The 22,364-nt window shown below is 71.1% G+C and carries 20 protein-coding genes; 13 read left to right on the forward strand and 7 right to left on the reverse strand.

Annotated features, from left to right (window positions below; translation table 11 throughout):
• The first annotated feature begins 166 nt into the window (after positions 1 to 166).
• Complete coding sequence (locus MYMAC_RS04325; RefSeq protein WP_013936010.1) at positions 167 to 982, forward strand: hypothetical protein; 816 nt, start codon at positions 167 to 169, stop codon at positions 980 to 982.
• Positions 983 to 1,099: 117 nt separating this feature from the next.
• Here the strand turns inward: MYMAC_RS04325 and MYMAC_RS04330 are convergent, their stop codons facing one another.
• Complete coding sequence (locus MYMAC_RS04330) at positions 1,100 to 1,507, reverse strand: hypothetical protein (RefSeq protein ID WP_043709294.1); 408 nt, start codon at positions 1,505 to 1,507, stop codon at positions 1,100 to 1,102.
• A 450-nt stretch (positions 1,508 to 1,957) separates the two neighbouring features.
• Here MYMAC_RS04330 and MYMAC_RS04335 point away from each other — a divergent pair, with 450 nt between their 5' ends.
• Positions 1,958 to 4,258 carry a hypothetical protein gene (locus tag MYMAC_RS04335; protein ID WP_239989347.1) on the forward strand — a complete coding sequence of 767 codons (2,301 nt, stop codon included), beginning with the start codon at positions 1,958 to 1,960 and terminating at the stop codon, positions 4,256 to 4,258.
• A 229-nt stretch (positions 4,259 to 4,487) separates the two neighbouring features.
• Positions 4,488 to 4,796: a DUF5953 family protein gene (locus MYMAC_RS38605; protein WP_420810044.1), complete on the forward strand. Its 309-nt coding sequence runs from the start codon at positions 4,488 to 4,490 to the stop codon at positions 4,794 to 4,796.
• Between the two features lie 261 nt (positions 4,797 to 5,057).
• On the opposite strand, the gene MYMAC_RS04345 is transcribed toward MYMAC_RS38605, so the two are convergent.
• Together MYMAC_RS04345 and MYMAC_RS04350 are read right to left on the reverse strand one after the other, a co-directional pair.
• Complete coding sequence (locus tag MYMAC_RS04345; protein WP_095957151.1) at positions 5,058 to 5,435, reverse strand: DUSAM domain-containing protein; 378 nt, start codon at positions 5,433 to 5,435, stop codon at positions 5,058 to 5,060.
• A 6-nt stretch (positions 5,436 to 5,441) separates the two neighbouring features.
• Positions 5,442 to 5,858: a hypothetical protein gene (locus tag MYMAC_RS04350; protein ID WP_095957152.1), complete on the reverse strand. Its 417-nt coding sequence runs from the start codon at positions 5,856 to 5,858 to the stop codon at positions 5,442 to 5,444.
• Positions 5,859 to 6,369: 511 nt separating this feature from the next.
• On the opposite strand from MYMAC_RS04350, the gene MYMAC_RS04355 reads away from it, so the two are divergent.
• Positions 6,370 to 7,419 carry a lysylphosphatidylglycerol synthase domain-containing protein gene (locus MYMAC_RS04355; RefSeq protein ID WP_239989348.1) on the forward strand — a complete coding sequence of 350 codons (1,050 nt, stop codon included), beginning with the start codon at positions 6,370 to 6,372 and terminating at the stop codon, positions 7,417 to 7,419.
• Here MYMAC_RS04355 and MYMAC_RS04360 read toward each other — a convergent pair.
• A complete protein-coding gene (locus MYMAC_RS04360) occupies positions 7,355 to 9,568 on the reverse strand; it encodes a molybdopterin-dependent oxidoreductase (protein ID WP_095957153.1) in 2,214 nt (737 codons plus the stop codon). The two genes, MYMAC_RS04355 and MYMAC_RS04360, sit on opposite strands and share 65 nt — an antisense overlap.
• Positions 9,569 to 9,729: 161 nt before the next feature.
• Here MYMAC_RS04360 and MYMAC_RS04365 point away from each other — a divergent pair, with 161 nt between their 5' ends.
• The 6 genes from MYMAC_RS04365 (at position 9,730) to MYMAC_RS04390 (ending at position 16,907) form a co-directional block, all read left to right on the forward strand.
• A complete protein-coding gene (locus tag MYMAC_RS04365; RefSeq protein WP_095957154.1) occupies positions 9,730 to 10,641 on the forward strand; it encodes a hypothetical protein in 912 nt (303 codons plus the stop codon).
• Between the two features lie 98 nt (positions 10,642 to 10,739).
• Complete coding sequence (locus MYMAC_RS04370; protein WP_095957155.1) at positions 10,740 to 11,744, forward strand: 3-oxoacyl-ACP synthase III family protein; 1,005 nt, start codon at positions 10,740 to 10,742, stop codon at positions 11,742 to 11,744.
• A gap of 146 nt (positions 11,745 to 11,890) precedes the next feature.
• Positions 11,891 to 12,445: a chalcone isomerase family protein gene (locus MYMAC_RS04375; protein ID WP_095957156.1), complete on the forward strand. Its 555-nt coding sequence runs from the start codon at positions 11,891 to 11,893 to the stop codon at positions 12,443 to 12,445.
• Positions 12,446 to 12,576: 131 nt separating this feature from the next.
• Complete coding sequence (locus MYMAC_RS04380; protein WP_013935988.1) at positions 12,577 to 13,380, forward strand: OmpA/MotB family protein; 804 nt, start codon at positions 12,577 to 12,579, stop codon at positions 13,378 to 13,380.
• 39 nt (positions 13,381 to 13,419) lie between these two features.
• Positions 13,420 to 16,035, forward strand: coding sequence for a TonB-dependent receptor domain-containing protein (locus MYMAC_RS04385; RefSeq protein WP_095957157.1), 2,616 nt, complete (start codon positions 13,420 to 13,422; stop codon positions 16,033 to 16,035).
• Positions 16,036 to 16,037: 2 nt separating this feature from the next.
• Positions 16,038 to 16,907, forward strand: coding sequence for a hypothetical protein (locus MYMAC_RS04390; RefSeq protein ID WP_095957158.1), 870 nt, complete (start codon positions 16,038 to 16,040; stop codon positions 16,905 to 16,907).
• A 21-nt stretch (positions 16,908 to 16,928) separates the two neighbouring features.
• Here the strand turns inward: MYMAC_RS04390 and MYMAC_RS04395 are convergent, their stop codons facing one another.
• On the reverse strand, positions 16,929 to 18,185 hold the full coding sequence (locus MYMAC_RS04395) for an Hsp70 family protein (protein ID WP_095957159.1): 1,257 nt from the start codon (positions 18,183 to 18,185) through the stop codon (positions 16,929 to 16,931).
• Positions 18,186 to 18,376: 191 nt separating this feature from the next.
• On the opposite strand from MYMAC_RS04395, the gene MYMAC_RS04400 reads away from it, so the two are divergent.
• The 3 genes from MYMAC_RS04400 to MYMAC_RS04410 all read left to right on the forward strand — a co-directional run bounded on the left by MYMAC_RS04400 (position 18,377) and on the right by MYMAC_RS04410 (position 20,770).
• Positions 18,377 to 19,198: a hypothetical protein gene (locus tag MYMAC_RS04400; protein ID WP_095957160.1), complete on the forward strand. Its 822-nt coding sequence runs from the start codon at positions 18,377 to 18,379 to the stop codon at positions 19,196 to 19,198.
• Positions 19,199 to 19,340: 142 nt separating this feature from the next.
• Positions 19,341 to 20,033 (forward strand): DUF2490 domain-containing protein, encoded by a 693-nt coding sequence (locus MYMAC_RS04405; RefSeq protein WP_095957161.1) that lies wholly within the window; start codon positions 19,341 to 19,343, stop codon positions 20,031 to 20,033.
• A 128-nt stretch (positions 20,034 to 20,161) separates the two neighbouring features.
• Positions 20,162 to 20,770: a hypothetical protein gene (locus MYMAC_RS04410; RefSeq protein WP_239989349.1), complete on the forward strand. Its 609-nt coding sequence runs from the start codon at positions 20,162 to 20,164 to the stop codon at positions 20,768 to 20,770.
• A gap of 161 nt (positions 20,771 to 20,931) precedes the next feature.
• Here the strand turns inward: MYMAC_RS04410 and MYMAC_RS04415 are convergent, their stop codons facing one another.
• Positions 20,932 to 21,828, reverse strand: coding sequence for a CHAD domain-containing protein (locus MYMAC_RS04415; protein ID WP_095957163.1), 897 nt, complete (start codon positions 21,826 to 21,828; stop codon positions 20,932 to 20,934).
• Complete coding sequence (locus MYMAC_RS04420; protein ID WP_095957164.1) at positions 21,829 to 22,359, reverse strand: inorganic diphosphatase; 531 nt, start codon at positions 22,357 to 22,359, stop codon at positions 21,829 to 21,831.
• Positions 22,360 to 22,364 lie beyond the last annotated feature (5 nt).

Raw genomic sequence — 22,364 nt, forward strand, 5'->3', positions numbered from 1 at the left:
TGTGACGCCTGGCGCTACGGCGGAGGCCGGTGGGGGCGGTGCCGCGAGGCGCTTCTCCGAGTGGGGGGCGCTGTCCGGCAGGTCCTGGCGCGCGGGGTGCAGACGCGGCCCGCGGGTCCCAAGCGGACCCGGCAATCGTCATCCCCCAACGAGAGGTTTTTCATCCATGAGCATCAAGCTGACGGGCCGCCTGATGGCGGCAGCACTCCTGAGTCTGACGGCCGCGGGTTGCCAGGGCGAGGAGTCGCAGCCTGAGGCGGACGCGCTGACGAACCAGGAAGCGCCCGTGAAGCAGCAGTGCGTCGAGTCCTTCGCCGGCATCACGAGCTGCGCGACGGGCGACGCGAAGCTGGCGCGCACGGAGAAGGGCCTCGAAGTCACGGGCCTGGCCAAGGCCACGAACGACGGTGTCTCCAGCACCTTCGCCGCCGCGACCCAGTGGGAGCAGCAGGCCGTCTTCCAGGACCTGGCCAAGGCGGGTCAGGGCTTCGCCCTGGCGGCGCGTGATGGCGACCAGGTGGTCAGCTCCATCGAGGTCGGCATCGGCAGCGAGCCGGGCCGGGTGACCTTCCGGCCGCAGTTCACCGGCACGCCGGGTGGCTCCAACTACAGCGTGTACGTGTACAGCGGCGGCCACCTGCAGGCCCGCCACATCAACCGCGGCCTGTGGTTCCCGCTGGACGCGTCCTGGTACGACATCCACATCCGCTTCACGCCCATCCACACGGGCTTCCGCAACCACACGGCCTTCGGCGCGAATGACCCCATCTCCTCGGGCGCCTGCGTGTGGGCCTTCCGCAGCGCCACGCCGGGCGCCTTCACGTTCAACTTCGACGGCCGCCAGGTCAGCGGTGACTACGTCGAGTTCGTCGAGGAGGTGGGTGACGGCCACTACCCGTACACCAGCTTCACGGGCATCGACATGACGGCCGCCGCCACCGCGCTGACCGTCCAGGGCGAGTCCATCGTCCGCGGCAAGTAGTCCGCGCGCTGTCGCACCCACGCCGGGCGGGAGCCACGCTCCCGTCCGGCGTTCTATTTCCAGGCGTTACGCCGCCAGCACGTCCTCGAAGGCGAGGAGGAAGGGGGCGGAGAGGGTCTACTGCGGATCGGCGGGGATGGTGCAGATCCACGTGCCGTTGGAGCGGCAGAAGCAGCCGCCGGTGGGGATGCCTGGCACGCAGCAGTCACGCGAGGTGCCCGGGGTGGCGCAGCGGGTGCCGTTGATGTTCACGCACATGTTGCTCGGGTTCGTGCAGTCGGGCGGCGGCTCCGGGGGCGGGCAGTACTGGTAGTTGCCGTTGCACTGGACGAAGTCCTGGTCCGAGGCGGAGCAGGTGGTGCCCGAACACGACAGCGTCGTGCCATTGGCGCAGGACGTGGAACAGGTGACGAGGGCGCTCGACTCCTGGCCCAGCGCCTCCTGCGGCTCGACGGCCTCAACGCCGCCGCAGGCCACCAGGGTTGACACGGCGAGCGCCGCGAGCACTGCGAAGGTCTGCTTCATGAGGTGTTCCTCCTTGGGTGGGACTGCTCGTTGCAACAGACGAGATGCGCGCCGGGCCACGGGCCGCGAGCCCGCCGGACAGCAGCGACGGAGAGGCCTGCGCCGCGCGCTCCACGGGGTTCATCGGGCCGCTCCTTGCGTCTGGCCTCCGCGTGACAACCGGAGGCTGAGAGGAATTGGAACACCTGACGTCACGACAGCGCCAGGGCGTGACGAAAGACTCACGGACGGCGTGTGGCTTCGCCGTACATTTACGCCGCGACGGTTGAGGGTGGGGTGTTGGGGCCTCAGCCGGTGTAGAGAAGGCGAATGCCTCCCCCGTTGGAGAACGGTGCCCGCCGAGGGGCCCAGGTTCGCTGTCCGGCCTGCACGCGTTTCCGAGCGCCGGGGCTCCTGTGCCCTCGGTGTGACTGCGGCCCGGTTCCTCCGGAGCAGTACGGCGCCGCGCGGATGCTGGCGCACGCGGGGGTGGACCGGTATGCGCTGGCGGAGCGGGTGATGCTCCTCCCCACCTCGATGGCGGAGCGCCTGGAGGCGCGCTACGCGAGGCTGTGGGCCCGGGTGGGGCGGTTGCTCGTCGACGTGCGCCGCGATGCGCGGGCGCTGTGGCTGCGGGGGTACGAGGAGGAGGCCGAGGACCGGTGGGCCCGGCGGCTTCCCTGGCACGCGCCGGAGGAGGTGTCCGCCGAGCCGGAGGAGGGACTCCACACGCCTGTCCCCGCGCTGGAGCCGCAGTGGCTGTCCGCGCTGGTGGAGGTCCATGGCGGGGCGCCTTCGGACGCGGCGCTCGATATGGCGCTGGCGTGCCTGGAGGATGAAGGGCTCTTCGGCTGCGAGGCGGCGCTGGCGCTCACCCGGTGGCGGGTGTGGCCCCGTGCGCGCAGGGCCCGGGTGTCCAGGGAGCGCCTCGCGCAGCGCGCGCGTGCCGTCTTCGGGCGCTTTCCCGAGCTGGCGGCCCGCGCCGCCGTGGCGTGGGTGCGCGCCACCGGGCGGGCGGCGGAGGGGGAGCTGCTGCTCGCGCTGCGTGAGGGACTGCTCCATCCGGACGCGGACGTGCGCTTTGAATGTGCGCTCTGCTTGCGGGACGAGGAGGGACTCCTCGCGGCCGAGGAGGCCACGGACCTGGAGCGGGCGGCGGAGGCGCGCCGGGCGCTGGCGGAGGTGGGCTCGGTGCGGTTGCTCGCGCGGATGGCGTCGCGAGGGGATGCGGACTTCGCCATCACCGTCCTGCGGCGGCTGCCCACGCAGGCGCCGCCGGGGACGCTGAGCGCGCTGCTCGCGGTGTCGGACCGGGTGGAGGGCAGCCTGGCGGAGGCGCTGCATGCCTGGGCCCAGGCGCGGCCCTTCGCCGAGCTGTCCGCGGAGGAGCGCGCGCTGTGGGCGGACTGGGCGCTCGCGCGCCTGGCGCGCCTCCCCGCGGAGGATGCGCTGCGCTTCCTCGGGTGGGCCGCCGCGGACTCGGGCGCGCACGCCGTGGAGGAGACGCGCGCCTTCGTCTCCGCCGTCGCCGAGTCCCTGGCCCGCGAGCCGCCGTCCCGGCGCGCCAGTCGCTTCCCGGACCTGGCCTTCTCCCGCTTCCTCACGCTCGTCGACGCGGAGGATGCGCGCTGGTTGCACACCTGGGTCCACGAGGCGCCGTGCACGGAGCCGCTGCTGGCGGCGGTGTTGTCGCTGCCCTCGCGGGCGCGGTGGGGCGAGGCGCTTGCTCCCGCGCAGGGCGCGCGGTTGTTGATGGCGCTGTGGGCTGGGGCGGGCCGCGAGCGCTTGCTGGCGCCGCTGGCGAAGGCGGTGCGCGCGTGGAGCGGCGGTGGCCAGCAGGGGGTGTTCATCGGCGTGGTGTGGGAGCGCTTCCAGGCGCATCCGGACGAGCGCGCGGACCTGTTGGTTGCTTTCGCGCCGTGGCGGACGGCGCTCTGGGAGCGACAGCAGGCGGCGGAGCCTGACGCGGTGGTGAGCTTCCAGACATGGTGGCCGGTGGACGCCCCGGAGCAACTGCCGTCGCACGTGGATGCCCTGGTCCGCGAGGCCCCGCTGGAGGACCTGTCCCGCCGCCTTCCTCCTGTGTGGTCGGCGGCGGAGGCCCGGGTGGACGCATGGCCGCGTTGCACCTCGCTCGCGGTGTCGTCCGCGGCGGCGGTGCTGTCGGGCGGGGTGCGGCGGGGCGTGGACGCGCTGGACGCGGACGCGGAGCACTTCCTGTCCTGGTTCCCTGGCTTCCGGGAGCGTGTCCTCGCCGCGTCTCCCACGTCGAGCGAGCAGGGCGACTCACGCGACTTCCTGGGGGACATCGAGGTGGATGTCCGGCTGATGCGTGAGCAACTCGAACGGAAGCGGCAGCGGGAGGACCAGGCGCGTGAGGATGCGCTGCGGCGCATGGTGGAGGCGTCTCGCCAGCGCGACCTGGAGCGCCAGCGGGAGTTGATGGCGCGGCAGGTGGAGGCCGCGCCGCCCAGGCTCGACGTGGAGCTCACTCCGCCCCGCGCGCCGTTGGTGTTGCTGAACCCCGGTGGGCCATTGGAGCCGCTCGACATGGAGGTGTGCTTCCCGGAGGGCCGGCTGCGCACGCTGCTGGACTACACGCGGCTGTTGAAGTCCTTGAGCGTGAACAACGACGCGATGGCGGTGTTCGAGGCGCATGGCCTGTCGGTGGCCACCTGGACATCCGAGGCCACGGCGTGGGGGGCGCTGCTGACGCGGCGCATGGAGCTGGCCTTGCGCTTTGGGGCGTTGTTCCAGGGGCCCTGGGCCTGAGCTCACGCCTGGGGGCGACCCTCCGGCCGCATGGCGTTCACGCGAAAGCACCTCGAACTGACCATCTATGCGCCTGCACTCATGGGGCATGACGGCCACCCATTCGCGGTCGTCAGGGGCATGGAACGAGCGCTTCCTGGCTTGCGCCTGGAATGGGAGGTGAGCAAAGGAGGGCGCCCTATCGAGTTACCGCACCGTGAGGCTCGGCTCGGCTCGGCTCGGCTCGCCGATGCCGCGGCACGTGGCACGTGGCACGCTCCCATTGCTTTGCAGCGGCGACGGGTGCTGTCCCGTGACCATCTCTGGGAGGCGGTGCTCCGCGAGCGCGAGTCCTCTCGGCCAGCCACAACTCCAAGTCCATGCGAAGTTGCCATTGGACGGGGCCGTCGTCACGGCAGCGGCGGATGTGCTTGCAGTTATCAGACGGCGAGCGCGCTGGCGACGGTCCTCCACCGCTGGCTGGGGGAGGGCGATGCCTACGGCCCGGAGGAGGCGGCGGCGGAGCTGCACGACATGGCGAAGCGGGCCCACGAGGTGATGCTCGAGCTGTGCATGCCGCGCCCACGGGAGCGCCGGGCGGCGCGGGACTCGGTCAGCACGAATGGACCATGCGGTGCGAGGCCGTGACGGCGGCGCGGGACTCGGCACGGACGGTGGCCGCGTACATGGATGCGTCTGGCGGCGCGGACTGATGCCGCGTGCGGCAGGGGGGGCGCCGCCCGTGGAGCCGGCGCCGCCTGGAACTGGTGGCGACACCTGAGTGCGGCGGGGCTCAGCGTCAGTCGCGTCCCTGTTGCCGTTACGGCTCGTCGGCCATGTCTTCGAGCTGGTCTTCAGCGATCTCTCGGTAGAGCGGAACCACTTCAATGGCGAGGATATCCCGCATTTCTTGGCGGGCGCTGTCGAAGTCCCCTGCCTGTCGATGCCGCTTCGCTCGATGGAGCGCGTCAACGATGCGGTTGGATCCTTCCTTGATGCGGCGTGCGCACTCCAAGAGCAGAGCTTCCGCGCCAGCGCGAGATCCAAGGGACGAGGCCGCATCGGCATCGCTGATGCCCACCTCGGGAGCAGTGCGTGTCAACAGGGCTTTCACTTCGTCGGTAAGGGCTAGCGGCTCCCCGTTCCGTACTTGCCGTGCCAGCGCGCGGACTGGTTCCCATTCGAGTTCTTTGGCCATGAGCTGTTACTTATTGCCTTTGCGCGGACGGCACTTGTTGACGGGCCATTCCTCCTGCCCCTCGCAATAGCGAAAGCAGTCGTAACAAGAGCCCATCCAGTCAGCTTCTTTGCACTCCGCGTAGGTCGAAATGCAGCGGCGCTTCCATTCGGGGAGTTCCGCGTTGTGTGCGTTCTCCTCTTCGGCCGCTGCCTCCACCGCCATCTTGATGCCGGCCATGTGCGAGGCGACTTCGGCTGCCGTGAGGCCGCACGCGTCAGGCATGCCGGGGTTGCGCTGGATGCAGCACGAGACGGTGTCAGTGCAGGAGGCCAAGGCATAGGCACCGCGGCGGCTGGCCGTGGTGGTCGCGCTGCTGGAGCACCCCAGCGACAGGGCGGCCAAGAGGCACAACAGACTCGGTGCGGTGTTCTGGTTTCGCATGATGTGCGGACGAATCGTGGCCTGACATCGTGCGTCTATCACCCTGGCTGGGGAGTCGGTAGGGGCAGACTGGCCCTTCGATTTCTACGTAGCTCCTGTTTGGCAGGCCGCCCGCAGTGCGTCAGCCCCGGGATTTGCCGCTCCTGCTTGACGGCTGGAGCCCAAGCGAGCGGGGCTGTTGACCAGCATCGGGGGTGCCGCGCGCCAATGCGGCCAGGGCCTTACGCGTTTCCAGGGATTGCGCCCTCGGAACGTGGTTGAGGCAGATGCGGATGCGGAAGCAGCCCATCCGCGAGGTGGGGCGGCTGTCGCCCGCGATGCCCGGCGTTGAATCGTTTCAGGGCGCGCCGAGCGTCCAAGGGGGTTCACCACCGCATTCGCCAGGGACCCAGGCCTGTCCACCGCTGGACGTCGTCCCACCTCGGGCGGGGACAGGCGGACAGACGGGGCTCGCCACTGGCGCTGTCGCTGCCCACCTTCCGCTGCGGGCAACGGGACGGCGAGGAGGTCGATGGTGAGCAACGCGCACGGGGAGTTGTCCCTGGCCCGGCCGGCCGGCGTCGCTGAAGCAGCGGCGCCGAAGCGGACCCTGAAGCGGTGGATGGGGGTAGGGCTTCGTCCCGTCTTCGCGCTGGCCGGCGTGGGCACGCTGGCGTTGCTGGTCCACAAGGCGGGGCCTCGCGAGCTGGGCGTCGTGCTGGCCGGCGCGGCGCCCTGGCTGCCGTGGGTGGTGCTGCTGGAGCTGGGCCGGCAGTGCATGGACGGACTGGCCACGCGCCGCGCCTACGGCCCCTGTGCGGAGCGCGTACCCTGGCGCGTCCTGGCCCGCGCGCAGCTCATCGGCACCGCGGTGTCCAGCCTGGCCCCGGCGGGCCGCGCCGCGGCGGAGGCCACCAAGGCGGCCCTGCTGAGCCCCTACATGGGAGGAGGAACAGCCACCGCCGCGGCGGCGACCTCCCAGGCCGCGTCACTGGCGGCGGGCGGCTTCATCTCGTTCCCCTGCGCGCTGGCGTCCTACCTGCTCACGGGCATGTCCCTCTTCACCGGCCTCATGCTGGCGCATGGCGTGCTGCTGGTGCTGCTGTCGGTGGGCGTGCGCGCGTGCATGCGCGCGAAGCGGCCCGGCGCGTGGCTGGTGTGCCGCTTCAGCCGCTGGGCGCTCCACGCGGAGCAGTTCCAGGCCTCGGCGCGGTGTGGCGCGCTGCTGCCCTGGTCGCCCATGCTCGCGTTCCTGTGCAGCCGGGTGCTCCAGGTGGCGCAGTACGGCGTGCTGACGTACGCGGTGGGCATCGACACCTCGGTGGTGCAGGCGCTGTTCGCCCAGGGGCTCTACCTGTGCGCGCTGGCGGTGGGCTCGCTGGTGCCGGGGCAGGTGGGCGTCAGTGACGGCGCCTTCGCGTTGGCGGCGGGCGTGCTGGACACCACGGCCGCGCGCGCCATGTCGGTGGCGCTGCTCGGTCACCTGGTGCAGCTGCTCTTCGTGGTGATTGGCGCGCTCATCCCGCTGGTGTGGCGGCTCCGGGCGCCGCTGCCCGCCGCACCCGCACCGGCGTGCCGCTGAAGGCGGCGTTGCCGCAGAGCGCGTCCACGGCCTGCTCGTCCGTGAGGTCGTTGTGACTGGCGCCCGCGTGCGCGGCGGCCACGGCGAGCCGGGTGCCCTGGCGCCCGTGCCCGTAGCCATGGGGCAGGCTCACCACGCCAGGCATCACCTCGTCCGTGACGTGGACGGGCACCGTCACCGTGCCCACGCGCGAGGTGACGGTGGCCTCCATTCCGTCCGCCAGCTCCCGCCGGGCCGCGTCCTGGGGGTGCATCATCAACGTGCAGCGCGGCTTGCCCTTCAGCAGGCCCTGCACGTTGTGCATCCAGGAGTTGTTGTCGCGCAGGTGCCGCCGGCCGATGAGCAGCAGCTCTCCGCTGCCCGGCGCGGAGGCCGCGCCCCGGGCGAAGGCTTCCCGCAGGCGCCGCACGTCCGCCACCAGTGGCTCCGGCGCCAGGTGGATGCGTTGGTCCTTCGTCTGGAGCCGCTGGGGCAGGCAGGGCTGGAGCGCTCCCAGGTCGAGGCCGTGGGGCGCCTGTCGCAGCTTCGCCAGGCTGAGGCCGTGCTTCGCCGGGTGGAAGCGGGCGCCGTAGGGCCCCAGGCGCAAGCCCAGGTCCAGCACGCGCTCCGGGCCCAGCCGGGACAGGGCCTGGTACTTGAGCGTGGCGCGCACGGAGGGGCGGCCCTTGCGCAGCGTGAGCAGCCGGTGCTGGAGGCCGAGCAGAATCTGCCAGTCCTGGCGGCTCCCGGGCCCCGGCTCGAAGAGGGCGGGCGAGTACTTCGCGGTGTTGCGCACGGCCAGCGCGTGGAAGGCGACGTCGTAGTGGCCGCGCTCCAGCGGTGACACCGGCGGGAGGATGAGGTGCGCGTGGCGCGTCGTCTCGTTGAGGTACGGGTCGATGCTCACCATGAAGTCCAGGCCCGCGAGCGCCCGCTCCAGCCGCGCGCCATTGGGCGTGGACAGCACGGGGTTGCCCGCCACGGTGACGAGCGCGCGGACGCGGCCCGGGCCCGGGGTGTCCAGCTCCTCGGCCATCGCGGCCGAGGGCAGCTCGCCCGCGAACTCCGGGAGCCCTCGCACGCGGCTCTTCCAGCGGCCGAAGCTGCCGCGGCCCACGGCCAGGGCCCGGGGGCCTCCGACGATGTCGAACGCGGGCAGGGTGAACATGGCGCCGCCGCGCCGGTCCAGGTTGCCACTCACCACGTTGAGCACGGTGATGAGCCACTGGCACAGCGCGCCGAAGGACTGGGTGGACAGGCCCATGCGGCCGTAGCACACGGCGGCGCGCGCGGAGAGGAAGTCCCGGGCGATGCGGCGCAGGGTGGGCGCGGGCACGCCCGTGTGCGGCGCGACCTGCTCCGGGGAGAAGTCCCGGGCCAGCGCGCACACCGTCTCCAGCCCCTGCGTGAAGGCATCCAGCGGCCCCAGGCGCGGCGCGTGCTCCACCAGTGCCACGTGCAGCATCGCGAGCAGCGCGAGCGCGTCGGTGCCGGGGCGGATGAAGACGTGCGCGTCGGCGATGGCGGCCGTCTCCGTGCGGCGCGGGTCCATCACCACGACGCGCCCGCCGCGCTGCTGGATGGCGCGCAGGCGGGCGCGGATGTCGGGCGCCGTCATCAGGCTGCCGTTGGACGCCAGGGGGTTGGCGCCCAGCACGAGCAGGTAGCCGGTGTGGTCGAGGTCGGGAATGGGCACCAGCAACTGGTGGCCGAACATCAGGTAGGCGGCGAACTGGTGGGGGAGCTGGTCCACGGACGTCGCGGAGAAGCGGTTGCGCGAGCGCAGCGTGCGCAGCAGCTCCGGGCCGAACAGCATGTTGCCCAGGTTGTGGACGTTGGGGTTGCCCAGGTACGAGCCCACCGCGTCACGCCCATGCTCCCGCTGGATGGCGTGCAGGCGGCGCGCGCTCTCATCCAACGCGTCGTCCCAGGAGACGGGCTCCCAGCCGGTGGCGGTGCGCCGCAGGGGGCCGCGCAGCCGGTCCGGGTCCTGGTGCAGGTCCTCCAGCGCCAGCGCCTTGGGGCAGACGTGGCCCCGGCTGAAGGGGTCCTCCGCGTCACCTCGGATGGCGGTGATGCGTCCGGCGTCCAGCTCGATGCGCAGGCCGCACATGGCCTCGCACAGGTTGCAGGTGCGGAAATGGACCTGGGGGCCAGGGGCGGCGCTCATGCGTGGAACTGTAGCGCCCGGCGCGATTCCTTCCGGCCGGCGCCAGCGGTTGCGCCCGCATCCGTCTGGGTTCAGACGAAGGGCTTCCTGGCGGACTGCACGATTTCAGCGGCACACGCGCGAGGGGCCCGTGAAAGGATGGCGCCCCTGGAGGGCAGCACATGCACCGCGTGTATCCGTTCGTCGTCTCCCTGGGGCTTTCGCTCGCGCCGCTGGCCGCCGGTGCCGCGGCGCCGGCCACGCCCGCTCCCGAGGCGAAGGCGCCATCCATCCAGTTCAAGCAGGTGAACGCCCGCGTGGGGGACCAGGAGGCGCTGGACAGCGCGGTGGACATGCGGCTGGCGTTGGATTTGCGCGCCTCGGACATGGACACGCCGATGTCGGTGTCGATGTCCGTGACGTCGTCCAGCCAGCACACCGTGACGGTGCTCGCCGCGAAGGGGAACGTCGTCTCCAAGGTGAAGATGGCCTTCGGCGACGTGGGCGAGGTGGCCGAGGAGAAGGGCGACGTCCAGCGCAAGGCGAGCCCCATCAGCGGGAAGACGTACCTGGCGGAGCTGAAGAAGGAGCGCCTGGTCATCACGGACGCGAAGGGCCAGCCGGTGTCCAGGGAGGAGGAGGGCGAGGTGAAGAAGCACCTGCCGGAGCTCGGCAGGCCGGACCGCCTGGAGGCCGCCTTCCCGAAGACGCCGCTGGCGGTGGGGGCCAGCCTGGAGGGCTTCTCCGACGCGCTCGCGAAGCTGATGGTGGACGAGGCGGGGGATGACACCCGCGTCACCCAGACACGCGCGACGTTGGCCGAGGTGCGTCAGGAGCCGCGCGGCGCGGTGGGCGTCTTCGATGTGTCGATGACGGTGTTGCGTCAGGAGGTGAATGCGCCGTTCCTGATGACCATTCCCCTGCAAGGGAAGATGTCCGTCCTGGCGGAGGGCATCCAGCTCTTGGAGCTCACCCTGTCCGGGCCGGTGAAGGTGGAGCTGACCGATGACGCCGTCGAGGCGGGCTTCGAGGCGCGGGGCGAGGGCGCGATGCGGCTGCGACTCACCGGGAAGAAGGCTGACACCGCGCGTTAGCCGGATGGCCTGACAGGCCGTCCGCTGGGCGCGAAGGCTCGGCGGCGTGACAGAGGGCTGACAGAGTTTTGGGAGGCTGCGCGGTTAGAGGGTTCTGAATGTACCTGCACGCGCTCGGCCACTTCCATCCTCCCAACCTTCTGACCAACGCCTTCTTCGAGGAGCTGGGGCTGGAGACCAGCGACGCGTGGATTATGGAGCGCGTGGGCATCCGCGCGCGGCACACGGTGTTGCCGCTGGACTACCTGCGGGAGACGCGCAACCGCGACGTGCGCGCGGCGCAGGAGGCGGCGCTCTTCAGCAACGCGGAGACGGGGCGCCGGGCGGCGGTGATGGCGCTGGAACGCGCGGGGTTGAAGCCGTCCGACATCGGGCTCGTGGTGGCGGGCGGGTGCAGCCCGGACGAGTGCATTCCCGCCGAGTCCAACCGGGTGGCGCAGCTCCTGGGCATCAACGCGCCAGCGGTGGACCTGCAGAGCGCCTGCTCGTCCTTCTGCATGCAGCTCCACTTCCTGGCGGGCATGCGGCCGGAGCGGCTGCCGGACTACGTGCTGGTGGTCAACATGGACAACTCCACGCGCGTGGTGGACTACACGGACCGCTCCAGCGCGGTGTTGTGGGGTGACGGCGCGTCCGCGGCCATCCTGTCACCGCGCGTGCCGGGGCGCTGGCACGTCACGGAGACGCTGCTGGCCGGAGACCCGTCGGGCGCGGACAAGGTGCGGGTGCCGCGCGTGGGGCACTTCACCCAGCAGGGCGGCGAGGTGCAGAAGTTCGCCATCCGCCGCGCGGGTGAGACGTTCCAGGCCCTGCGCGCGCGCTTCATGGAGCGCCACCCGGAGCAGGGCGCGGGGGCCGTGGCCCTCATCGGGCATCAGGCGAACCTGCGCATGTTGGAGTCCGTGCAGCGGCGGTGCGAGGTGCCGGAGGCGCGGCACTTCTTCAACGTGAACAGGCGGGGCAACACGGGCGCGGCGGGCGCGCCGAGCGTCCTGAGCGAGCACTGGGATGACCCCACCGTGGGAGACGCGGTGGTGCTGAGCGTCGTGGGCAGCGGGCTGACGTGGGCAGGCGCCCTGCTGGAGCGCACCCCGGCGACGTGAGTCGTCCGTCCGACGTTGCTCCACCAGGGCCTGGTCGCCGTCCACTGCCGTACAGCGTGGCCCTCTGGGGCGTTGGCGGTGCCGGTGGGCGTGTGCAGCGTATGTCCTGTCGGGTTCAGTGGGGACAGGGGTCGGGGGTCGGGCGCATGCGTACTCAGGCGTGGGGTGGGAGTCTGCGGTGTCTCGTGGTGGGCATGCTGCTCGTCGCGGGCGCCGCGCAGGCGGGGCAGAAGCAGGTCGGCGGCGTGCTCATGCCGGTGTCGATGAACCTCAAGGGCCGCACCGTCGAGCTCGCCCACATGGAGCTGCACAAGCAGCTCTTCTTCAAGGTCTACGTCTGGAGCCTCTACATGGAGGACCGGCCGCGCTCCACGCATGAGGCCATCACCTCCAACTCCGTGAAGCGGCTCCACTTCCGCTTCCTGCGCGACATCTCCCGCGACCAGCTCGTGGGCAGCTTCCGCGATGGCCTCGAGCACAACCCCGACCTGCGGCAGGGCCCGCTGGCGAACCAACTGCGCATCATGCTCGCGTCGCTCAAGGACGTGGAGAAGGGCGAGGACCTCGTCATCACCTACACGCCGGGCGTCGGGCTCGAGGTCGGCGGCGAGGCCTCCGGTGGCGTCTTCATCCCCGGCAAGCACTTCGCGGACGCGCTCTTCGCCGTCTGGCTCGACTCTCACCCTATTTTTCCGCGCTGACTGACGCGCCCGGCTGGCTGTCAGCCGGACAGTCGTTGCAGCTCAAAATAAGTGCGAGGTTCTTCCTGACCCGGAGCGCCGCCAACGGTAGGCTGGCGCTTCATTCACCAGTGTCAGGAGGACACGTACATATGCGGAATCGGTTGGTTCTTGCTGCGCTCGTCGCGCTCTCCACCACGGGTTGTGTTTCGCAGGGGAAGTACGACGCCAAGGCGCTCGAGGCGGAGAACTTCGCCAAGGGCCTCACTGACGAGAAGGGCGCTCGCGAGGCCGCCGAAGCGAAGGTGAAGGAGCTGGAAGGGAAGATCGCCGCCCTGGAGCAGGAGAAGGAGGCGCTGAACACGCGCCTGGCCACGGCGGAGTCCCGCCTCACCGCGAACGCCGCGGAGCGCCGCGCGCTGGAGGAGAAGAACGCGCAGCTCGCCGCCCTCAACGAGGAGCTGGCCCGCAACACGAAGAAGCTGGCGCAGGCGAAGGAGGAGCTGGAGAAGCGCAGCTCCGAGTACGAGAACCTGGCCCAGAGCCTCAAGCAGGAGATTTCGGACGGGAAGATCGAGCTGTCCGAGCTCAAGGGCAAGATGACGGTCCAGCTCAAGGACAAGATCCTCTTCGCCTCCGGCTCCGCCCGCGTGGGCAAGGAAGGCGACGAGGCGCTGAAGAAGATCGCCGACGCGCTCAAGACGGTGCAGGGGAAGATCATCCGCGTGGAGGGCCACACGGACGACGTCCCCACCGGCGGCGGCCAGTTCGCCAGCAACTGGGAGCTGAGCCTGGCGCGCGCCATGGCGGTGGTCCGCTCACTTCAGGACGCTGGCGTGGACCCCACGTTCCTCTCGGCCGCGGGCTACGGGCAGTACCAGCCTATCGCCGCCAATGACTCGGCGGAGAATCGAAGCCTGAACCGTCGCATCGAAATCGTGCTCGCGCCGAAGTAGGCGCCGCACTAGGAGGGGCGCGGGAGTCCCGCGCCCCTCATGAAAATCCTCGTCGCAGTCCTCAGTCTTCTCGTCGCCACCGGCGCCGCCGCCCAGCAGGACGCGGGCGCCCCAGAAGCCGCCGACGCGGGCGCGCCCCAGGGCGTGCTGACGAAGCCTCCCGCGCTGATGCGCCAGGTCGAGGCCGTCTACCCACCCGAAGCCGCCGCCCAGCAGCTCGAGGGCACGGTGGTGATGTGGGTGGACATCTCGGAGACGGGCGCCGTCTCCAACGTCGAGGTGTCCCGGCCCGCGGGCCACGGCTTCGACGAGGCCGCGGTGGAGGCGGTCCGCCAGTTCCAGTTCGAGCCCGCCGAGGTGGACGGCGTCCCCGCGCCGGTGCGCATCGAATACGCGTACCAGTTCGTCTTCCGTCCGCCTCCGCTGCCGGAGGGCGAGGCCGCCGCCGTGGAGCCCGAGGCCCCGGTGAACTTCAGCGGCCGGGCCCTGGAGCGCGGCACGCGGGACGCGCTCATCGGCGCGGAGGTGGTGCTGCCCGCGCTGGAGCGCTCCGCCGTCACGGACGAGGAGGGCCGCTTCTCCTTCCGCGGCATCCCCCTGGGCACGCACGAGGTGCTGGTGGTGCAGAGCGGCTACGAGCGCTTCCGCACCCAGGAGACCTTCACGGAGGGCCAGGAGACGCGCGCCACGTACTACGTGCGCAAGCGCATCTTCGGCGCCTTCGAGACGGTGGTGCGCAGCGAGCGCGAGCGCAAGGAGGTGACGCAGACCACGCTCCAGCTCGCAGAGGTGCAGCGCGTCCCCGGCACCCAGGGCGACACGCTGAAGGTGGTCCAGAACCTGCCCGGCGTGGCGCGCCCCGCCTTCAACGGCGGCCAGCTCGTCATCCGCGGCACGGGCCCGCAGGAGTCCGGCGTCTTCCTGGACGGCCAGCGCATTCCGCTGCTCTACCACTTCGGCGGCCTCACCTCCGTCTACAACTCCGAGCTGCTGGACGCGGTGGACTACCTGCCCGGCAACTTCTCCGCGTACTACGGCGACATCACCGGCGGCGTCATCAACGTGCGCAGTCGCGAGCCGCGCACCGACCGGCTCCACGCCACCGTGGGCGTCAGCCTCATCGAATCCAACGCGGTGCTGGAGGGCCCCATCACCGACACGCTGAGCTTCGCGGTGGCGGGCCGGCGCTCCTACATCGACCTGGTGCTGGGCCTGGTGCCCCTGGGCGATGACGGCCCCAGCCTCCAGGTGGCGCCGCGCTACTACGACGCGCAGCTCAAGCTGGTGTGGAAGCCGAGGTCGCGCCACACCTTCACGCTGCAGGGCCTCACCTCGCGCGACCGGCTGGGGCTCGTCTTCGACCGGCCCGCGGACGACGACCCCACCGTCACCGGCGACCTGAACGTCACCACCGGCTTCAACCAGCTCCGCCTGCGGCACCAGTACCGCGCGGACGCGCTCACCCTGGACACCCACGGCCTGGTGGGCAACACGCTGGTCCAGTTCGGCATCGGCGACCGGGGCCTGCGCATCGCCTCCACGGACCTGAACCTGCGCTCCACGCTGGAGTACGCCTTCGGCGAGCAGCTCACCCTGGCGGGCGGCATCGACGTGGTGAGCAACTTCGCCCGCGTCACCGCGCGCATCCAGGGCCTCTCCCGCGAGGGCGAGCCGCCCACGCCCACTGTCACCGACGAGGTGCTCACCGCGGACGGCGATTTCCTCCAGTACTTCCCCTCCACCTGGGTGGAGGCGCGCTGGCGGCCCGTGCCGAACCTGCTGCTGGTGCCGGGCCTGCGCGCGGAGAGCTACATCTTCACCGACCAGTCCCAGGCCCGCCGCACCTTCAACCCGCGCCTGGCGGTCCGCTACGGGCTGACGGACACGTTGACGCTCAAGGGCGGCGCGGGCGTCTACCACGGGCCTCCGGTGCAGGATGAGCCCAGCGTGGCCTTCGGCAACCCGGACCTGCGCGCGAAGCGCTCGCTCCAGTACAGCGTGGGCGCGGAGTGGCAGGCGCGGCCGGAGTGGTTCGTGGGCGGCGAGGTCTTCTACAACGACTTGAACGGGCTCATCGTCCGCTCCAACGCCACGGTGGTGCGCGGCGGCCAGCAGGTGCCCGAGCGCCTGAACAACGCCGGCGTGGGCCGCATCTACGGCCTGGAGGTGCTGGTGCGCCGCGCGCTGACGGACCGGCTCTTCGGCTGGGTCTCCTACACGCTCAGCCGCAGCGAGCGCCGGGACGCGCCGGGCGCGGGCTGGCGCCTCTTCGACAATGACCAGACGCACGTGCTGACGGCGATTGCCTCCTACAAGCTGCCCGCGGGCTGGGAGCTTGGCGCGCGCCTTCGCTTCGCCTCCGGCAACCCCACCACGCCGGTGGTGGGCTCGGTGCGGGATGACGGCTCGGATGTCTTCATCCCGCTCTACGCGGCGGTGAACTCGAGCCGGCTGCCGTCCTTCAACCAGTTGGACATCCGCGTGGACAAGAACTTCGCCTTCGAGAAGTGGGCGCTGAACGTCTACCTGGACCTCACGAACGCCTACAACAACCCGGCGGTGGAGGGCATCGCCTACAACTACAACTACACCCAGAGCGCCTTCTTCGAGGGACTGCCCATCCTTCCCATCATCGGCGCCCGGGGGAGCTTCTGAGCATGCGTCCCATCCTCCCCTCGCTCGTGGCGCTGCTGCTCGCCGGCTGCGGCCCTGACTTCGAGCTCCAGAGTGAAATCCGGCGCGTGCGCGTGCTGGCCATCCAAACCGAGCCCGCCGAGCTGGCGGTGGACCCGGACGCCCCCGCGCTGCCCGGGCCCATGACGTTCAACGCGCTGGCGGTGACGCCGGACGCGCGCCCCGTCACCGTGCGCTACGCGCTGTGCCGCTTCACCGGCAACCCCTATGACGGGCGCTGCCCGGGGGACACCGACGTGCCCTTGCCGGACGGCACGCTGTCGCTCGCGGACGAGGACATCCAGGCGGTGCTGCTGGAGGCGCTGGCCGCTGGCGACCCGGGCGGCGGCGGGACGCTGGACCCGGAGGACCCCGCGCTGCGCGAGGCGCTGCTGCGCGGCATCCCGCTCTTCGTCGGCTACGAGGCCACTGACGGCAGCGGGACGCCGGAGGGCACCGAGCGCGGCGTGCGCCGGGTGACGCTGCGGGCCACCGCCACACCCAACCAGAACCCGGTGGTGTCGGACATCCTGTGGGACGGCGCGCCGCTCACCGGCCCGCTGCCCGTGTCGCGCGAGGTCACCTTCACGCCGGTGCTGGCCGAGGGCAGCGTCGAAACGGAGGAGACGGAAGAAGGGCCGCGCGCGGAGCCGCTCTTCTTCAGTTGGTTCGCCACCGGCGACGGCGAGGTGAAGGAGTTCCGCTCCCAGGCGCCCGTGGAGGGCCGGCCGGGTGACCCGACGTCGGCGTACGACACCCCCGCCACGCCCCAGCGCGTCACCTTCTGGGTGGTGGCGCGGGATGGGCGCGGCGGGGTGGGGTGGCTCCGCCGCGACGTGGACGTGGGCCCGTAGGCTCCACGCCGGACGGATGGCTCAGGCGGACAGGTGCGCCGACGCGCGCCCGAGTCCTTCCGCCACGGAGGTGAAGGCATCCGCCGTGCGCACGCGCTCCTCGCCGAAGCGGCGCACGTAGAGCTGGCGCACCGCGGGAATCTGCGACGAGCCGCCGGTGAGGAACACCGCGTCGATGTCCTTCGTCTCCGCGTGCTTCGCCAGCAGGCCCGCGGTGCACGCGTCCAGCTCGTCCAGCAGCGGCTGGCTGAAGGTGTCGAACTCGGCGCGGGTGATGGGCTCGTGGAGGCAGATGCGCGCCTCCTCGAAGTCCACCGTGGCGACGTCCTCCCTGGACAGGCGCACCTTGGCCGCTTCGATGGCGCGGAAGAGGCGGTAGCCCAGGTTGTCCATGACCAGGTCGTACAGCGCCTGGATTTCGGCCTTGCGGTCGCTGGTGGCGAGCATGGTGTCCAGCAGCTCCTGGGTGGACTTCTCCCGGATGAAGGACATCTCATGCCAGGTGAGCAGCTTGGCCAGGATGTGCTGGGGAATGGGCAGCCGCTTGTCGCTGAAGCCGCGCACCCGGTAGGTGGACCCGGCGCCGAAGCGGGGCAGCAGCTTGTGGCGCATGATTTCCGCGTCGAAGCGGTCACCACCGATGCGCACACCCGTGGAGCCCACCACGTCCTGACGGCGGTCCGGGTTGTCGCGGCGGCTGGGGCCCAGCCGCATCAGCGTGAGGTCGGTGGTGCCGGCGCCGAAGTCCGCCACCAGGACGAGCTCGTCGCGGGTGAGCTGGGCCTCGTAGGCGAGCGCGGCGGCGATGGGCTCGATGAGGAACTGGACGCGCTGGAAGCCCGCGAGCTCCGCGGCGCGCAGCAGGCGCTGCTGGGCCAGGGCGTCCGCTTCCGGGTCCGGCGTGAAGACGGCGGGCCGGCCGAGCACCACGGCCTCGGGCGCGCCGCCCATGGGGCCCGCGGCGGCGTCCCGCACGCGGCGCAGCAGCACCGCCACCAGCTCTTCAATGGTGTAGGTGCGCCCCTTCACCTGGGTGGCGCGGAAGGAGCTGGAGTGGAGGAAGGACTTCACGGACTGGATGAAGCGCCCGGTGTTGTCCTCCAGGTAGCGCTGGATGGCGTCGGCGCCGGCGTAGATGTCCTGCTCGTCGTCCGGGAAGAAGAGGACGGAGCGGAAGAGGCGGGCCTCCTGGGTGTGGGGTTGCAGGGGCAGCACCGTGCCGTCTGGCAGGGCCGCGGCGGTGTTGCTGGTTCCGAAATCGAGTCCGCAGGCACGCATGGGGGGGCGCCCCTTATCGCCAAAGTCCATCCATGGGTAGCGCTTCGTACACCAACAAACGGCGGAGGGCGGCCGGGAGGGCGGACGCCTGTCGCGGATGTGGGTTGGCGCGGAGATGCCGCTCGCCATCTTTCTCCTGGGATGTGCATGACGACGGGAGACTTCCAATGAGATTTCGCGCGGGATGGTGGATGGCCGGCGCCGCGGCATTGACGCTGGGCACCGCATGTGAAGAACGCGACCGGGGCGCCCAGGGGCAGGCAAGCGGGCAGTCCACGGTGAATGACCAGGTGGCGCAGGCCCAGCAGCGCACGGAGAGCGCCTTCGACTCGGCCCGCCAGGCCCAGGAGCAGGCGAGCGAGCAGCAGAAGCAGGCCTCCAGTGCCCAGCAGGAGCTCCAGGACAAGCAGCGGGAGTACCAGGAGGCTCAGGCGAAGGCGCATTCTGCGGCGCAGCAGGCGCAGCAGGCCCAGCAGGGCGCCCAGCAGCAGACGCAGCAGGCCCAGCAGGAGGCGCAGCAGGCCCAGCAGGAGGCGCAGCAGGCCCAGCGTCAGCAGAGCGAGACGCTGGCGCAGCAGAACCAGCAGGCGCGTCAGCAGTCCGAGCAGCTTCGCCAGCAGTCACAGCAGCCGGTGGCCGTGGCGCCCCCGCCCCAGACACAGCCGCAAGGCGCCCAGACGCAGCAGCAAGGCGCCCAAGCGCAGGAGGGCTCGGAGCAGCAGGTCGTCGGTGAGGTGCTGAGCGCGAGTGAACAGGAGCTGCTGCTCAGCTCGCAGGGGGAGCCGCAGCTCCGGCTGCAGGTGTCCCCGGAGACGCAGGTCATGGTGGATGGGCGTCAGGCCAACGTGGGGGACATCGAGGAGGGGAGCCAGGTGCGGGCCTCCTACCGGACCGACGCGCGGAGCGGTGAGCCGCAGGCGGTGCGCATCGAGGCGACCTCGCAGGTGCAGCCCACCGCGCCGGCCGCGCCGGAGAGCGGCGAATCCACGCCGGGCTCCCAGCCCACCCAGTGAGTCGAGGGCACCGTCCGTCCTCCGGTTCTTCGCGGAGGGCGGACGTGCAGGGCCCTTCGCGGCGGTGCTCCGTCGCGCAGACCGCATTCACGTCATCGAGCGGTTGAGCCGGTGCGCAGGTCGTGCTCTAGGCATCCGCATCATGCGCACGGAGAAATGGCTCCCCCTCATCGGTCTGCTACTCGTCATTCCCCTTCGCCCCGTGGAGGCCCGGCCCGTCCGCGCGGAGGCCCAGCTCTGGTACACGGTGACGGCGCAAGGCGGCGTCGGAGACCACTTCCTCTACTATCTGGAAGCCCAGCCGCGCTTCGGTAAGGACGACGCCCGCGCCATCCTCCGCGCGGCCGGAGGCGTGCGGGTGGGGCAGGACACGTCGCTGTGGCTGGGGCAGGGCTGGATTCCGCTGTGGGTCTGGGATGGAGACCCGGCCCTGCGTCAGGGCGAGAGCCGGCTCTACCAGCAGCTCCTCTACACGCCGAAGTTCGGCCAGGTGCAGGGGCAGCTCCGCGCGCGCCTGGAGCAGCGCTTCCTGCCCGGGACGACGGAGGTCTCGCACCGGGCGCGCGTCCTGCTCCGCGGTGCGCACCCGGTGGCCGCCGAGGGCCGGCTGTCGCTGATTGTCTGGGACGAGGTCTTCTACCACCTCAACTCGGTGGCGGGCGGCCCCAGCGCCGGCTTCGACATGAACCGCATCTTCGTGGGCGCGGGCTGGAAGTTCGGAGACCACTCCTCCATCGAGGTGGGCTACCTCAACGTCTTCACGCGCAGGCCCTCCGCGGAGACTGATCAGCTCATCCACACCCTCTCCGTCTCCATGCCCTTCAATTACATGTGACAGCGTGTGTTACAGGGCCCCGAGTCATGTAACGGATTGCGCTACACGGGCCGGGGCCCGGTTGATATGGTTGTCTGTTTATTGGAAATGCGCTGACATGCGCGACCTCTTCCCCCATGGAGGTGCACGTGAAGTCGCGTTTCGTCGTGATGATTGCCGGGTTGTCGCTGGGCCTGTTCTCCGCCTGCGGACCCGTGGAGCCAGAGTCGGAGCCGGTGGACGTCGGGCAGGTAGAGGCCGGGGTTGACCGCTATCTGTGTGGCGACGGCTTCTGTGACACCCTCAACGGGGAGAACAGCGACAACTGTTCGTGGGACTGCGGTCACGTGCTCACGTGGTGTGGGGACGGCGTGTGCAACGGCCTGGAGACGCGTCGCTCCTGCCCCGAGGACTGCGGCGTCATCCTCACCTACTGCGGTGATGGCCTCTGCAACGGCAATGAGACGGCCAACACCTGCCCCCAGGACTGTGGCGTCCTGACCTGGTGCGGCGACGGCGTCTGCAACGGCTCGGAGACGACCGCGACCTGCTCGGAGGATTGCGGCTCCTCCTGCGGCGATGGCGTCTGCAACGGCCTGGAGACGCCGCGGAGCTGCCGTGCGGACTGCGGCCTCATCGTCTCCTACTGCGGCGACGGCCTCTGTGGCCCGGGCGAGGACATGCTGAACTGCGCCATCGACTGCTGCACCGGGCCGCGCTGCCTGGAGCCGCACCCGGACCCGACCCCCTGGCCGTAGGTCGTTGACCGTCCACCACGCCCGGCGGGCGCGCGGACTGCGGCCCCAGCTGCACGGGCCCCACGTGCCCGCAGGTGCCGCGGGGCCCGTGAGGCGAACGTGTCTGGCAGGGGCCGTACCCGGCGGCGGCGCGGGTCGACGTGGAAGGTGCGCTGGGATGGTCAGGTCAGCATCCGGCGCAGGCGCTTGGGAATCTCCTCCGTGCGCCAGCGCTGGACCTCGCGGGCAATCTCCGCCGCGCGTCGGGTGCGCTCCTCCCGGACCAGGGGGAGCAGCGCCCGGGCGGACTTGCGCTCGCGCGGCGCGGACTCCGCCGCCAGCCGCTCGAACAGCTCCAGGCGCACGTCGGCGTCGTGCAGCTCCCCCAGGCCGTCCTGGAGCGGGACGAGCACCTCCAGCAGCGCGTCCAGGGTGCGGCGGAAGGCCGGCTGGAAGATCTCCAGCTCGTAGCGCAGCCGCTTCAGCTCCTTGCGCAGCTCGTGGGCGGACGCCGCGTCGGCCGCGTCCACATAGGTGTCGATTCGCTTCTGCACGCGCTTGAGGCGCTGGCGCAGCCCGTCCCGGACGCGGCGGCCGGCGAAGCGGTGCGGGTCGTTCAGCCCGTCCAGCTTGCGCAACAGCCGGGGCACCGTCTTGTCCACCCAGCGCTCCAGCTCCGCGTGCAGGCGCGACTCGTGCTCCTCCAGCTCGGCCAGCCGCTTCTTGCGCAGCGTCTGGATGCCGGCGCGCACCTGGGGCTTCTTGCTCGCCTCCTTGGCCACGCCCTCCAGCCACGCGGACTGGACGTGCACGTCCCGCACCTCTCCCAGCGCGTCCTGGATGCGCTTCACGCCGCGCTCCAGCTTCTTCATGCCGCCCAGGGAGCGGAACACCTTGAGGGCGGCGCGAAGCCGCCGGGTGGCCACGCGCATGTCATGGACGGACTCGTCGTCCACGGCGTCCTGGAAGCCGGCCTCCGGCTTGCGGACGTCCGCGAGCCGGCCCGCGAGGATGCGGCGCGCGGCGTCTCCCAACTGGCTGTCGGGGCCGAGCCCCCGGATGGGCGTGGGGTGAGCCATCTAATCCTCCGTGCGTGCGTGTTGGCGGAGCATCCGTTCGGCGCCCTCCGGCCCCTCCCAGCCCAGGATGCGCGCGCCCTTGTCCTCGAAGCGGACCGCGGCGAGGAAGAAGTGCTCCAGCTCCTCTCGCTCGCGCCGCGGAAGCTGCTGGTAGTCCGTCAGGTGTCCGGCGCGGGACGGCGTCACGGGGACGGCGAGGATGCGGTCGTTGCGCTCGCGCCCGCCGTCCCCCGCGTTCTGCTCCACCTGGAGCACGCCGAGCGCGCGGCAGGGCAGCACCACGCCAGGAAAGCTCGCGTCGTCCCAGTACACCATGGCGTCCAGCGGGTCCCCATCCGGTCCCTGGGTGGAGGGGATGAAGCCCCAGTCGAAGGGGTAGCTCAGGCCGCGTGGGAGCGGCCGTGAGAGGCTGAAGGCCTTGAGCGCCGTGTCGTACTTGAGCTTCAGCGTGGAGCCTCGGGGAGACTCGACGATGACGTGAAAGGCGCCTGCTTCGCCGCGCAGGGGCAACCGGGTGAGGTCCGTCACCATAGGCG

The organism is Corallococcus macrosporus DSM 14697 (assembly GCF_002305895.1).
GTDB classification, from domain to species: domain Bacteria; phylum Myxococcota; class Myxococcia; order Myxococcales; family Myxococcaceae; genus Myxococcus; species Myxococcus macrosporus.